This window comes from Acinetobacter sp. V102_4, from assembly GCF_031799005.1.
In the GTDB taxonomy this organism is placed as follows: Bacteria; Pseudomonadota; Gammaproteobacteria; order Pseudomonadales; family Moraxellaceae; genus Acinetobacter; species Acinetobacter calcoaceticus.
This window is the reverse complement of sequence record NZ_JAVQNR010000034.1, coordinates 248,702-263,641: the sequence shown is the minus strand read 5'-3', so window position 1 is coordinate 263,641 and position 14,940 is coordinate 248,702. Positions and strand designations below refer to the sequence as shown.

Annotated in this window: 9 protein-coding genes and 1 pseudogene; 3 read left to right on the top strand and 7 right to left on the bottom strand. The window is 41.2% G+C overall.

What is annotated here, in order from left to right; genetic code table 11:
- Positions 1–2: 2 nt before the first annotated feature.
- Genes RMB13_RS06175 through RMB13_RS06145 form a run of 7 tightly spaced genes read right to left on the bottom strand, consistent with a single transcriptional unit; the run spans position 3 to position 9,889 of the window.
- Positions 3–629 (bottom strand): RraA family protein, encoded by a 627-nt coding sequence (locus tag RMB13_RS06175; RefSeq protein WP_311084703.1) that lies wholly within the window; start codon positions 627–629, stop codon positions 3–5.
- On the bottom strand, positions 614–1,492 hold the full coding sequence (locus tag RMB13_RS06170) for a (2Fe-2S)-binding protein (RefSeq protein WP_311084702.1): 879 nt from the start codon (positions 1,490–1,492) through the stop codon (positions 614–616). The genes RMB13_RS06175 and RMB13_RS06170 overlap by 16 nt, the downstream gene beginning before the upstream one ends.
- The gene (locus RMB13_RS06165; RefSeq protein WP_311084701.1) at positions 1,470–3,380 is read right to left on the bottom strand and encodes an IucA/IucC family protein; all 1,911 of its coding nucleotides are present in this window, start codon (positions 3,378–3,380) and stop codon (positions 1,470–1,472) included. Before RMB13_RS06165 ends, RMB13_RS06170 begins: the two co-directional genes overlap by 23 nt.
- Positions 3,381–3,394: 14 nt before the next feature.
- Positions 3,395–5,230 (bottom strand): IucA/IucC family protein, encoded by a 1,836-nt coding sequence (locus RMB13_RS06160; protein WP_311084700.1) that lies wholly within the window; start codon positions 5,228–5,230, stop codon positions 3,395–3,397.
- Positions 5,231–5,241: 11 nt separating this feature from the next.
- The gene (locus RMB13_RS06155; RefSeq protein ID WP_311084699.1) at positions 5,242–6,693 is read right to left on the bottom strand and encodes a DHA2 family efflux MFS transporter permease subunit; all 1,452 of its coding nucleotides are present in this window, start codon (positions 6,691–6,693) and stop codon (positions 5,242–5,244) included.
- 15 nt (positions 6,694–6,708) lie between these two features.
- Positions 6,709–8,106 (bottom strand): lysine N(6)-hydroxylase/L-ornithine N(5)-oxygenase family protein, encoded by a 1,398-nt coding sequence (locus RMB13_RS06150; RefSeq protein ID WP_281830843.1) that lies wholly within the window; start codon positions 8,104–8,106, stop codon positions 6,709–6,711.
- Complete coding sequence (locus RMB13_RS06145) at positions 8,099–9,889, bottom strand: IucA/IucC family siderophore biosynthesis protein (RefSeq protein ID WP_005039918.1); 1,791 nt, start codon at positions 9,887–9,889, stop codon at positions 8,099–8,101. Before RMB13_RS06145 ends, RMB13_RS06150 begins: the two co-directional genes overlap by 8 nt.
- 324 nt (positions 9,890–10,213) lie before the next feature.
- On the opposite strand from RMB13_RS06145, the pseudogene RMB13_RS06140 reads away from it, so the two are divergent.
- The 3 genes and pseudogenes from RMB13_RS06140 to RMB13_RS06130 all read left to right on the top strand — a co-directional run.
- A pseudogene (locus RMB13_RS06140) lies at positions 10,214–10,758 on the top strand (HpcH/HpaI aldolase family protein); the annotation flags it as partial.
- A 151-nt stretch (positions 10,759–10,909) separates the two neighbouring features.
- Positions 10,910–13,159 (top strand): TonB-dependent receptor, encoded by a 2,250-nt coding sequence (locus RMB13_RS06135; RefSeq protein WP_311084698.1) that lies wholly within the window; start codon positions 10,910–10,912, stop codon positions 13,157–13,159.
- A 262-nt stretch (positions 13,160–13,421) separates the two neighbouring features.
- A complete protein-coding gene (locus RMB13_RS06130) occupies positions 13,422–14,747 on the top strand; it encodes a Y-family DNA polymerase (RefSeq protein WP_311084697.1) in 1,326 nt (441 codons plus the stop codon).
- The last annotated feature ends 193 nt before the right edge of the window (positions 14,748–14,940 follow it).

Here is a 14,940-nt window from a genome sequence, read left to right as displayed (position 1 = left end):
TTTTATGCAGATGCAATAAAGTGGTAATAATCCTGTGCTGAATGTTCGCTAAAAAACTGATCCCGTTTCTGCCGTTCTTGGATTTCCATTTGCTGAAACTGCTCAAGATGATGATGGGCAATATCTGGACTCAAAATAAACACACCATCAGCATCTCCAACCATTAAGTCGCCAGGGGAAATACAGGTATCTCCCACCTGTATTTGCTGGTCAAACTCCACTACACACTCTCCCTGCTGACGTGTAGTCAGACAACTTACCGATGAAGCAAAAACGGGGACCTTCATGTTTCTTAAAGCAGTTACATCCGTTACAGCACCCAATATCACTACAGCGGCAAGCTGATGATATATGGCAGCGCGATGTCGCTGTTCTCCCCAGCAGGCACGATGTTCCAACTGACGTGCATCAATAACCAGTACATCACCCGGTTGGCTGTTCAGCAAAGCCTGACGCAGTGCCATACCATTGACTGAATGCAATGTAGCCGTACGCACTCGCCCCACAGCATGCCCAATTTGGTTAATCGCATGAATCTGTGGTAAATGCCCTTGGTCCAGTACATGACCAATGGTTGAGCTGGCAATACCTGCATAGCTCTGGATTAAATTATTTAACTGGTCTTGCATGAGTATTGACCTCTGTGCTCATCCTGTCTCAGTAATGGACAGCTTGCACAATATTCTTTCTGTGCTTCAGGTAACTGAAAATAAAAGCAGCATTTTTTACGTTGATAGGTCGTGGACGATTGCTGCCGACTCTGATCCAGTAAATAAAATGGGTTCTGTTTTAGGCCCAGATCAGATGCAGGTAAATCTATCAAAAACTGCCGTTGAAACTGGATACGGCTGAGGAAAGCTTGGCTCCCCCCTTTTCTGTTCATCATGTCGTAAAATTGCAGAATTCGTAATGCAGTATTTTCCCACAACAAAAATTTCTGTACTTTCCCTATACGGGTGAGGACATCAAATAACTTTTGCAGGTCATCCAGTATAAATCGCACATATCCTTCAAAAGATTGCTGTTTTCTACTGACCCCATGCTGTAATTGAGGCAGATTAATCAGATGTAGTGTTCTGTCCCAATACCAGTCAGGAGGCAATACTGTGGAAATACAGGATATTTCCCATGGCAAATCAATTTCCTCAGAACTCAGTGCATAAAAATATGGGAATAACAGAGGAACAGCCCAGTATTTAATGAACATGGATGTAGTGCAGGTTAAATTCACTGCACCCACACGGGAACCAAAATCATTTAATGCTGTCAGACATGCAGAGGGATTTAGCAGATCTGTAAAACTCAGTATCTGCTGGCCCTCTACAGGCAGCACATCAAATTGAATATTCAGACGTTCAGCCAGCAACTGCCTAAGTACTGGTATATCAGATTCTGTCATTTTAAAATCAGACCCAATATTCAATACTGCAATCTTTGACTGCACGCCTGAGTTTTCTCTATTCATGAAATTAAACAACACTCCTGAATACATTCGGCACAGTTCCCATACTGCTTGGCATACTTCCCACCCGATTATCTTGCTCAAGTAGCGGACGGATCAGTTGCTTATATGGCCACAACTCACTATCAAACAGGATATGCTTTAATTCAGCGCGGGCCGTATCCGTAAATGGCACATCATCCAGCGCTTGCTGTAACTGCTGAGCCAATACGTGCCATAAATCAGCCGAGTCAACCTGATAGAACTCTGCAACAGTTTCCAAGATACTGGCCAGATTGACCTGTATACCGAGTGTCTGCAGATAGAGAATCAAACTTTTCACGCTGTCGTGATACAACGTAATACGAAAATCATGTGGACTCAGGTACTCAGGATCAGGCAGGCCCTGCTGCTGCATCCACGGCTGATAAATACGGACAGAATCATGGTCACGGAGCATGAAACCAGCGAACTGCCCCTGTTCCAGTACAATACAAATATTTTGACCATGAATTTCACCCATCAGACCAAGACGGAACAGGCGCAAATTTACCTCAAAGAAATCACGGCATAATGCAGCAAAAGTATTGTAGATATGCTGTGGTGTAACAGTTAAATTCTGCCATTTTAGAATCAAATCAAATACACATCCCTGCCCATCCATCAGTTGCCCTAAACTAGCCATAGGAATAATCTGATAAGGTGCTTGTAACAACTCAGCAGGAATTCTACGGCGCTGTGCAGCGAGATGCATCGGTCGTTCGTTGAACAGCATTAAATTATCTGGCGTTAAATTCTCCTGTTGTTCTGGAAGATAAGCCCACCATTGATTTTCATCGCATAACCACAGACGTCTTTTCAATACCTCATCTTTTTCCTTAGCAAGCTGCAACAGTTGCTGATTCTTTTGCCCATTGATCATTTTTACAATTGGTAAAAAACGCAATGAACCCAGTGACTTAACCGCAAGTGGCAATTTCAGACTATCCTGTGGCTGTGTCGCTGAAAGAAGGCTTCTTAGTGACGAACTGGCGTACCAGCCGCTAGACTGGAACGCTAAGGGGATAATATCCTTATGGCGCAACTCTTCAGAAAATTTGTCGGACAGCACATGCTTGAACTGCCACGCATGTAGGGGAATCGCCAAATAACCATCCCCCAGCGCTTTTTCATCACATTCCTGTTTCAACATCAGGAACTGTTCCGCATTCAGAAAAATACGAGCAGGTTGCTGCCTACTGATCTCGGTAACATCCTTTCCATAGACCAACTTTTCTCTATTTACTGCAACCCAGTGAACATGCATATCGTGAGCAAATTCAGGACTGAAATACTGATATTCATCAGGACTAAAACCGTCCTTTAATTTGGCCAGCGGATGATAGGGGCGATCCCGTAAAGCGGCATACTGCTCCAGCTGTATAAATAAGTCTGCGGGATGCTGCGTTAACCACTCTGAAGAGGACAATTGATGTTGCTGAGACAATTCTGCATGCAGCATTGCCTGTTTTAAATCTGCACGAAAATCTGCCAGTTTTGATGTATCAGCAGAGTTGAAGCACTGTAATTGCTGCATGAAGTCAAATAACTGCAATGCACTTAGTTTCTGAACATAATAACCCTGTACTTCATCCATGCTAAGCTTACAGATCGATGCTCCAACATGCATCTGCCAACGCTGTTTCAAACCCTGTTTCAGCGATAGAATCAAGCACTCAGTCTGCGCAGAATTAAATAAAACTGCAAAATACTCCCCAGCTGTATAACTGTCGAAAAGTGTTTCAAAGCCATGCTGAAATCTTTGTCTGCATAGGCGTTGAGCCTGATCCTTTGTCAGGATCTCCGATTCTGAAATATATTGCTCAGCAAGTAGACTATTGACCAAATCCATCAATATCTCCTGCCCTGAAACGGCAGGTGAAAATACCATGGTATTCATTCGTTTATCCCCCCCTAAACAAGCTGACGGAAATGGAACAGAGGGTTATTGACATAACGCATCTGTACATCACCATCACCGAATAAGCGGCGGCGGGTTAGCGATTCAATACAATATTGCTCTGCAAAGACATCAAACACTGCATAGCGTGACTGGTGTTCAGGATATTGCTGCTGAAAATGATGAATAATATCTGCTGCTTTTTGCCAGAAGACCTGCTCACTAAAGTCAAGCTGCTGTTGTAGTGTTATGGCGATATCACTCAATGCAACAAAGAATAGACAAGCGCAACTAAAATCTCGCACTGCATTTAGGTCATCCGTGAGGATAAATGACATGCGATTAGCTTTCGCATGTTCCGCGGGTAATGCATGCAAGGTCGGAAAAGCTTCAGGATGGGTCAGATGATCAGGGCTGAAGCGTACTCCATCATGAAAATCCTTTAAAATGATCCGTACTGGCCAGCCATTACGATGAACCAAAATAATATTCTGACCATGCGATTCAGTTCCAATTCCTTCAGCAAAGAGTAAATATAGAATTGGCTGAATAACCACAGACAGCAATTGCCCAACCCATGCATCCACACCATACTGATCCAGCCAAGGTGCGATCAGCAACTTCCCATCCTGCTGAACATGACCAATTCCATTCAGAGGAATAGCGTCTTCACCAGATTTTAGATACTGCTGAACACTTTCACGCCACAGACTGGCAATAGTTCCATATGCCTGTTTAGCATGTGATTCAGGCAGACGAGTGAAATCCACTGCTGAGGCATGTACTTCACCAAGAATATCAAAATCCAGTTTTTGGGCAATTTCACTGTTCTTTTTTAAACCCTGTAGCCAGTCTGTAATTAACGGCCCATTCATTGCTGTATGTGTCGCCAATATCCGTGAACTTGAGGTATTTGTCAGACTCATGGACATTTTGATATAAGGCTTTTCAGGATGTTGTAAATTGGTCAGTGTTCTCAGTGACTGCTGAGCAATATAGGCATATTCCCCTCGTCCCAGATAAACAATCTTCTGTTCAGCAATTTCCTTAAAGAACACATGCACAATAGTATTTTCCCATTGCCATGGATGAACGGGTAACCAAATATACTCATCTGCATTTTTTTGCTGATCCAAAACCTTTGTAAACTCTTGCTGATCCTGTTCAGTCAACTGCTGCTGCAGGAAATCATCCGCATTTAAATGACTGGATGCGTTATGGGAAAGTATGGACTGATGTACTGCAATCCACACCAGATGAATAGGTTGTGCATATTCAACCCCATATTTCAGATTATCCTGCAGATTAAAACCCACTCGGGATTTATAACAAGGATGATAGGGATGGCCATCCATCAGATAGGTTTCCAGCACATCATAACTATATTGTGCTGCTGGTAGTGCATACTCATTCTGGCAGTGCTGAGACTGCACATCATGAATAAAAGTTCGCTTCAATTCACTGATAAAACCATCAATCTGGGCTGCCTGTGGAATACTTCGGATAACCTCATCAATCACTAAATTCAACTGTGCAACCGTTTTCTGACCCTGATAATCTTCACGGATAACATCTGTAGCATTCATGCGTACTAGCCCAAAACTGAGATGTCGCTGTCCTGCAGCTATGTAACGTACCGATTGCCCTTGTGGATTGATCACATTTATATAAAAAACACCATCCTCAAACTGGGCTGGAATCACCTCTTCATAAATCAATGCCTGTAGCAATTGTTTGATCACACGCTGTTCAACTTTTTTCATCGTGGCTTGATCAGGCTGCTGCCAAGCCAAAGTGCTTGCATTCACAGAATGTGTGGTCGTAGAAAGTGCTGGATGTAAATTACCCATTATTTTTACCTTTATTGATTTTGGACCAAAACGTCCGCTTGCTTTTGACTCGGAAACTTCCATGCAGCGGGTAATGCCAACAGCATCACTCCTGCACAGATCAAAAACAGTTCCCGTATTGCATGAATTTGAGCAATTGCGAGTTCTGGTGAATATGAAATATTGTGTGTACGAATTTGCAGATAGAGTGCAGCAATCACGACAGCAATTGCAGCGCAGATCCGCCGCAGTAAGTTATTAACAGCTGCTCCCTGAGTTACCAGTTCCTGATCTTCAAGACTATTTAACCCTGCTGTTGTCGCTGGCATATAGGACAAACCAAATCCCAGCCCATGCAAGATCATACAAAACATCAGGGATATAACATGTGTGCCAGAAATCAATGCCAGACCAGCAAATGCAGCAACAGTCAACAGAAGACCAAAACAGATTAATTGTCGGGCACCATGTTGATCGAGATATTTACCCGCCCATTGACTACATAGACTGGTGGTCAGTGCACTGCTCATCAAAATCAGCCCTGTCCACACTGGACTGAGTTTTAAAGTATTCTGTAACAGTAGTGGGATCAGGAGTAAGGTAATGAACAGTCCAATGGTATGCACAACTGAAATAATGACACTGTAGTTAAAACCACTATTGGTAAATAGTTGCCAGTCAATTAAAGCATTGGGCTTATTACGACTGAACAAGAAAAAGCCGCAACATGCCGCAATACCTGTACTGAACAACAGCAGAAACTCAAGCGTTTGGATATCACTCAACTGCTGAATTCCACTCAAGCTGAGCAGCAACGCTACAATACCCACAGCAAGCAGTACAAAACCACTCCAGTCAAAACGCAACAATCTCACATTAGTCTGCTGTGACGGCAACCACCTTAACCCCATCAATAATGCAAAGATCGCCAGCGGAACATTCAATAAAAACAACGCCTGCCAGTTCCACCACACCAAAACCAGTGCACCCAGCATGGGTCCACATGCCAAAGTCAGCATGATCATGGCACCCCATAGCCCTGTAGCAGCACCCCGCTGGGCAGGCGGAGTTACCATAAATATAATTCCCAGAGACAATGGGATCATTAATCCACTTGAAAAGCCTTGTAAGGCACGAACCAGCAGTACAGTTTCAAAATGCTCTGCAAAAGCACCATACAGCGAGCTCAAACCAAAGACTATCAGCGCAGTCAGATATACCTGACGTTTACCAAATCGCTGACTCAAATAACCTGTGAGCAATAAACTCAGGCTCATACTCAGCAGAAAAATAACCATCACCCAGCTGACTGCTGTTTCATTAATCTGAAAATCATGCATCAACTGAGGAATAGCGGGGTTAAAACTACTGTTGTTTATACTGACGGTGCCAGTCCCCAACATCACACAGATCATCACCCAACGTTGTAACCCTGAAGATACAGGATTTTCTGTTTGCAACAGTGGTTGTGGCTGTTCAGCCATCTCCTGTCCCCTGTGTTATTTGCTCATGACTTTTAAATACTGATCATCGGTTTTCCTAGAGGGACGCGGCATGACTGTATTTGTTCGGGAATTATTTATCTGGAATTCAGTCGTCAAGGCCTGACTACCCAGCTGAAAATCCTGAAAGCCTTGTTTTCCGTCTACATCAAAATAGTTTTCTTTCAGAATCTGATTGGCAATCCTTGCAGAACGGAATGCACCCAATCCCAGATCTGGAGTACCAACGCCATGGTGTTGGAGACTGGTATTCTGTATATAGATCTCACCATCTCCTTGATACTGCAGTTGATGATGCTCACTAATTTTCCAGCGTTGCTGGGTATCTAATACAATCCCGTCATTTAGCTTATTCAAGAACGTCTGTGCAGGATATTGATAACCCGTTGCTGCAATCACGGTACTTGCCCGGATTTTCAACATCTGCTGTTGCTGAATCTGTAAAAATTCAAGTTGAATATTATTCGGACCATGTAACTGTGCATTCTCCAACTGATAGTTGCCAGCAATAGTCACACAGGTATCCGCTTGTCCAATACTACGGTGATAAAGGCGCTCATAGATTTCCTGAATAGTTCTGCTACTGATGCCCTTGTACAAGTGGGCTTGTGCAGTTGGCAGAGTATCCTTGAGAGCTTCTGGTAAATGGTAGAAATAACGCATGTAATCTGGACTGAAGCTTTCCAGACCCAATGGTGTATTTTCCATGGGTGAAAAACCTGCGGAGCGGGTCAACCAATACAAATGGAATCTAGGCTTGCCTGTTTCTGATGAAATTTGCTGATCAAATAAATCAATAAAGATTTCCGCCGCAGACTGACCAGAGCCAATCAGTACCACATTACCAGAAAGATTATCGGTACACTGCTGTAGATAGCTGGAAGAGTGCAGACAAGATGCAGTTTGTTCTGAAATTGCTTGTAATGGTTTGGGTAATCGCGGCACCGTTCCCACCCCCAATACCAGTTTACGGGTCTGATGAATGGACAATCGCCCACACTGTTCAGCAATCACCTGAAAACCTCCAGAGATTGGAGCAACGTCCACCACTCGCTGACCAAAATGTAGATCATGCAACTGCTGTACGACCCACTGGCAATAATGGTTATATTCTTTGCGTGGAATATACAGATTCTCACGGAAGTAAAACTTATAGAGACGTTGCTGTGCCTTTAAATAGTTCAGAAAGCTATAAGGGCTTGTCGGCTCAACCAAACTAACCAAATCGGCCATAAAAGGGACTTGCAACATCGCACCTGGTAGCTGTAATCCTGCATGCCAGTCAAAATTTTCCCGTTTTTCAAAGAAACAATACTTCAATGAAGCATGCTGATTCACCAACGCAGCAAGACTTAGATTAAAAGGCCCCAGACCAACACCGATGAAATCAAGCATAGTCGGCCTCCTCAATAACTTGTCTAACATAGAGTGGATTTTTTAAATCAACATAGATTGATTGCTGAGAAATATCAGCTTGTAACTCATCCAACTCATACAGACGTGTCATCATATTGCCTTTATAAGGGAAAGTTTCATGATGTAAAACAGTCTTTAATAAATTGCTTTCAGGATATTTCTGATAGGCCTGCAACAGGTAAGATTGCAGCATTTCAATTAATTGTTGCTCCTGAACGGCGCCAGTCATACCTATGGCATTAATCAGACCGAATAAGGTATTACCAATAAAGTAATAACGGAAACGCTCATCCACCAGTGACAATGGGCACACTGCCTGACCATCTGTTGCCAATGTCGGATAATGTTTCAAAATTTCTGTGGCAAGCTCACGGATATAGTAAAATCCTTGATTATCCCTAAACCATACTGTTTTAGGCATACCCTGTTCCAGTTCAATCAAGGTATTCTGTTGATGTGCTTCAAAAGCCATTCCATATTCATGATACAACTCCATCAATGGTAGAATAGTCATTTCTAGGAAGCGATCAAACCATAGCAAGGCAACTTGTGACTGAGACTGGCCTGTTTGTTTTGAAATATCTGCAAAAATTTCACTGAAACGATTTTTTGCTAATACAGGATGATCCTGACACAATGAAGCAATACAAGTCACATCATCACTGACTTTAAATGGATTTTCACGCAAAATACAGATGGTTTCATCTAGTACCTGATCATCAAATTTCAATGCAATCCAAGCAGGATCACTCAAAGCCTGAAGGTTCGGATTTCGCTGCCTGAATTCACTTAGACAATCATCATGCCACAGCTGATAACTCAACAAACCACGGTGGCATTCCTTATAGAGATTAACCCGAACTGAATTAGTCACAGCCACAGTCATAGATGCCTTGAACATCCAAGGTGATTGCTCACTGTACAGCGTACGTACTGAAGTTGTTGCTTTGACATCCCAGCCTAGCGCGCCAAAATCAATCAATTTCTCTTCATGTAGAAGCTGTTGATACCAGTCCTTATCCTTTAGATAACGTGCCTGCCATGGATGTAAAGGCAACAATGCATATTCAGGAAACTGGGCTATTTTAGCTCGGTGAAACGCATTGAAATATGGTTCTAAATCATGTTTGAACTGTGTAGGAATATCAATTTTATGTGCATTGTCCGAAGCAATATGTTCTGGGTGCACATATAGAAATTGCATTTTGAAGGTATTTTGTGTTTCAGGTGAAAAAATCTTCCAGTCATCCTGTACAAAACCCTGACGGCTTTTAGGTGAAGGATGCATGCTGTGGCCAAGAACCAATGCCTGTTCACTCTGAATAAAATTTTGCTGTTTTGCTATAATCTGATCAAAATCTGGTTCACGATGACTGAGAAATTGCTGCAGTGCTCTGTGACTCTGAATCCAACATTCTAGCAATGAAGATGCATCAAGTTGCTGAGCTTTGGATTGTTCAATTAAATTTTCCAGTAGATTTGACGCAATATTTACAGGGCTAAGTGCCAGATATTGACCTTCCCGCTCGACCCACGGCAAGTCAGCAAAACGGTGTCGCCCCACCTGACTGAAATACTCAATCGGTGCATAAAGAACCCCATTGATTGCGTGTAAAGGGATACTCAGTAAAACTTTACCCTTACCTCTTTCTGTTAAATGAGGGGATTGTTCTGTTAAAGAGAGAAAGCGTCCATGACCTGTTTCTTGTAAATATGAGTTCACTAAATGCTGCAAGGCAATTTTATTTGTGATTGATCTCATCAGGATTACTCTGTGGAGGGATAAATACCTATGGAGAATATACATACTTAATTACAAATACAAATGATAATTATTATTATTTACATTCAATAATAAAAAATTACACTCCCTTAACAACTTTCATTTTTTTTCACACAGTAGAATGAAGTCAAATTAGTCAGACTACAAAATTCAACCTTAAATTTCCTAAAATACTGATCAATGTAAAACTGGATCAGATAAATTTATCTTGATTAAATGTGATACAAATTACAGTTATTTTATAATTTTTAACAAAATAAATAGAAACTTAGCCTCCTCAATGCTTTCTTCTCGTTCCTGACTAACACTAACCACCTAGTTTTACCTCTGCTCGATGCAGGAGTAACGGGCATTGTGTTTCCACGTATTGAAAAGGCTCAGCAAGCACAAGAGGCTGTGAACTATTGCCACTATATGCCGCTTGGACAAAGAGGATTGAATTCGACAAGATAAATCAATATGGCATTGATGATTTAGCAAGTTTTGTTCAACATGCTGCAAACGACACCATTGTGATTGCTATGGTTGAAAGCTTAGAAGGACTAGAACAGCTAGATGAAATTCTAAAAGTCGAAGGCATCGATATTATTCTTGAAGGTGCTGTTGACCTTCCCCAATCTATGGGAATGCCGTGGCAAACCAGCCATCCGAAGGTCAAAGATAAAGTTCAAGAGATGTATGCAAAGACAAAAATGAGCAATAAGCATTTCTGTGCAATTCCCCGACTACCGGAAGATATTGCGGGTTGGAAACAACAATCTGCTCAGCTTTTTGTGCTCGGTGATGACCGAAGCATTATTCGCCGTGCGCATCAAAATCATTTGAATGCCTATAAGGAAATCTCATAACTGTTCAAATATTGTGGGGAATAAATATCTATTCCCCTAATCTATTGAATAAATTTCAGATATATTATTTTTAAGCAATTAATAATATTGTTAACTACAATGATTCTCATTTATAATTCGCTCAATTTAAAATCATTCTCAGGGCGAGAAAATGGTAAATAAGATAAAAAGTAATAAACTTTTTAAAAGAAAGTCTGAAGTTAAAAATATCATTCCACTTCTTTCACTTGGTGGAGCCATCTTTCTCTCAAATTCAGCTTTTGCAGCCTCCTCTCCTGAGACAACAGATGCTGAAAAAAAGCCTGAAGCACTCCCTACAATTACAATTACCGCTTCACGCGCAGATGAACTTTCTACTTTTGCAAAGCAAGTTACCAAGCTAGATGAAAAACAAATTGAACTTTTAAGAAATGGTTCCTCTGGAAGTATTGCAACCGTTTTAGCAAAAGCTGTACCGGGCCTGTCTGACTCAAGCCGAACCATTACCGATTATGGTCAAACTTTGCGTGGTCGTAATGCCCTCATCTTGGTCGATGGCGTTCCAATGAACCTCACACGCGACACATCAAGAGGACTTTCCTCAATTGACCCTGAAAGCATTGCGAATATTGAAGTGATCCGAGGGAGTAATGCAATTTATGGTGGCGGTGCTTCTGGCGGTATTATTTCAATTACCACTAAAGCTGCGGGTGGCGAACCTACAGCAAAAATGGTCGTTGGACTTCAAACCCCTTTAACAAATTTCCGTTCTAATGCTTTAAGTGGCGATATTCATCAATATTTCACAGGCAGCTTTAACGCTTTTGATTATGCGCTCGACTTTGGTTATCAACGTATTGGTAGTCCGTACGATGCAAGTGGTGACCGTGTTGCACCGGAACCAAGTCAGGGCGATTTATATGATTCTGACGGCTACAGCGTAGGCGGTAAGCTGGGTTACCATATTGATGACAACCAATACCTACAATTCGCCGCAAACTACTATAATGCCGAGCAAGACTCAGATTATGCATCTGACATAAGTGTTAAGAATACCCCTGCCGGAACTGTACCAGCCAAAGCAATTAAAGGCTTAAAGCTTAAAGACCAGACTAAAAACGAAAACCAGATCTACAATTTAACCTATAACCATAAAGACCTGTTTGGTAATAAGGTTGATGCTCAAATTTATTACCGCGACTTCTTTACTCGTTTCTCACCATTTGATGCACGTGTTCCTGTAAATCAAGTCAGCCCACGTGGTGGACAAGTGGATCAGGTCTCTCAAGAAAATAACGTACTCGGTAGCCGTTTAACTGTGACCACACCCCTTGAGTTTTTAGGTGATACCTCATTGGTTTGGGGTGGTGACTTTAGCCGCGAAAAAAGCGAAATGCCTTTAGATACTTTCGATCCTGATATTTATGACCAATCTGGTGGCCTAGAATTTGTAAAAACTGGCAAACTTATTTATTTACCTGAACTTACCACACAAAGTGTGGGTGGCTTTGTACAGTTAAAACACCGCTTTAATGACCAATGGTCGGCTGAAGCTGGTACGCGTTATGAAGACAGCTATGCCCAAATTGATAGCTTTGTCCCATTATCACAATTAGGTAAGCCCGACCCTTACACAGTTCAGGGTGGAAAAGTGAAAGCTGATGCATGGTTATACAATGCTAATGTGACTTTCTCTCCAAATGACCAACACTCGATTTATGCATCTTTTAATCAAGGTTTTCAGTTGCCTGATGTTGGTGTAGTCATTCGTAATGCCAGCACAGGTTTTAACCTTAGCTCGTCATTCTTAGAACCTGTAAAAGTTGATAACTATGAGTTGGGCTGGAAAGGAAGCTTCAATAATTTCTCTTCAAGTTTAGCAGTCTTCCACTCTACTTCTGACCTTGGTGCCGTGCAACCAGTAAGTAATAGTTTGGATATGACTAGAACAAAAGAGAAAGTCACTGGTGTGGAAGCAACTTTTGACTACCTTGACGATGCTAATGTTTGGGGAACTGGTGGTAGCGTTACTTGGATGAAAGGCCGTGAAAAACCTCAAAACGGTGCTGAACAAGACATGACAGGCTTCCGCATTCCACCATTAAAACTGACAGCTTACGTTTCTTATAGCCCAACTGAAACTTGGACGAACCACCTACAAGCAACTTACTTCGGTTCAGAAGATTACCGCTTAAATGGCAAAAATAGTTTTGGTCGCTATGATGTAAAAACTTATACAACAGCCGATTTAATCAGTAGCTTTGCGCTTAACAAAAAAGACACTGTGACGATTGGTTTAGAGAACATGTTTAACCGCAAATACTACCCTCTCTACAGTCAATTATTAAGATCTGGCAATAACACTAGTCATTTGGTGGCAAATGGGGCAACGCTTAAAGTTTCTTATAGTCATAAATGGTAATTAAAATTAGATAGCATGTGTCACAAAAAAGGAGATCTAGTACGGTCTCCTTTTTTTATTTGAAAATTATTTAAGCTTTCTATTTTTTTTTGTCGACTTGAAACCAACTGTCGGGACTCCCCTAGCTTTCTACCAGAAATTTTGTTAACTTGATTTTGTTACATATTCAAGATGTGATTTTCTCCCAACACTTTCAACATCGTGTTTATGAAACTCAATTCATGCATGTGGCTTTACCAATATTTTTAAGGGGGAAATCATAGTGGAAATTTCACATCGAGAAATTTATGCGCTTGTAGACATTAATAATTGTTATGTCAGTTGTGAGCGACTATTTAATCCCAAACTTCTTGGTTTGCCTGTTGTGGTACTTTCTAACAATGATGGATGCGTTGTATCACGCAGCGAAGAAGCAAAAGACTTGGGTATAAAGATGGCAACCCCATGGTATCAAATTGAAGAAGAAGCTCTCAAAGCAGGCGTACACGTCTATTCAAGCAACTACACTTTATATGCCGAGATGTCTCGTCGCTTTTTTTCGGTTCTTGGGGAGTTTTTCTCATCCGATGATTTAGAGGCTTACTCTATTGATGAGTGCTTTATCCGCCTTACGCCTTACCTCCAATCTCTAGATATCGATTCTTATTGTGGCAAAGTCGTAGAAACGCTAGATGAATGGTTAAGCCTACCTTGCTGTATTGGCATTGGATATTCAAAAACTCAGGCCAAGTTAGCCAATCACTATGCTAAAAAAATTAAAAGCTTTAATAGGATTTGTAATTTCACTACTTTAGATCCCCTACTTCTTGAAGACCTCATGCAACAAACTTCTGTTAAAGAAGTCTGGGGAATTGGCCACCAATTGGTCAAACAACTACGAAGCTATGAAATTTATTCATGCCTAGACTTAACTTTTGCCAATGAATACCATCTAGCCAAAGCTTTTTCTGTGGTTATGGCACGTACCATTCGTGAGCTAAAAGGCCAATCCTGCATTCAACTTGATGATCTTGCCATCCTAACAAAACGAATTTTAGCATCACGAAGTTTCGCTCAAGCTTTATCCAGCATTGAGATTATTAAACAAGCGCTTATCTTCCATCTCAATCGTGCTCATCGGCGTTTAATGAAACAAGAACAACTCTGTGCGTGCATTCAAGTCATGCTTTATGAAAAAACAGATAAACCACCTTATAAAAAAGCGTCATCTCAAGCAATTGGCTTAACTTATGCAACAGATGATCTATGCATATTAACCAAAGCAGCAATGCAACAAATTGATGTTTTATATAAAGAAAATAAAAAATATATTAAGATTGGAGTTTTATTTTGTGGTTTGCACGCCCGTCAACATCACATTGATGATTTATGGCAACCTCTTGAGTTGATCCAGCAAAGACAACAACTCATGAAAACACTAAGTACAGTCCGTAATCGATTCGGTAGTCATTATTTACAAGTGGGCTATCATTCGCGTAGCCCATCTTGGCATATGAAACAATGTCACCGTTCAAAAAACTATCTAACCCGATGGAGTGAGCTACTCGTAATTGAAGAGAACTCTACAGCCGTTACACAAAATACATGAACTGTTTTTGTCAATTCAGTTTAAAATAAGCTTCATTAAATTACTTGAAATTTTGTCATTTTTTAACATTGCTAAATCATCGCAAAATTTACAATATATAAGCCGAATTTGGCGTACCATTTCTGCGACAATTAAAACAAATTATAAAAAAATTGTAGAAACATATGCCATAATAAGCAAACTTTGCAGACAT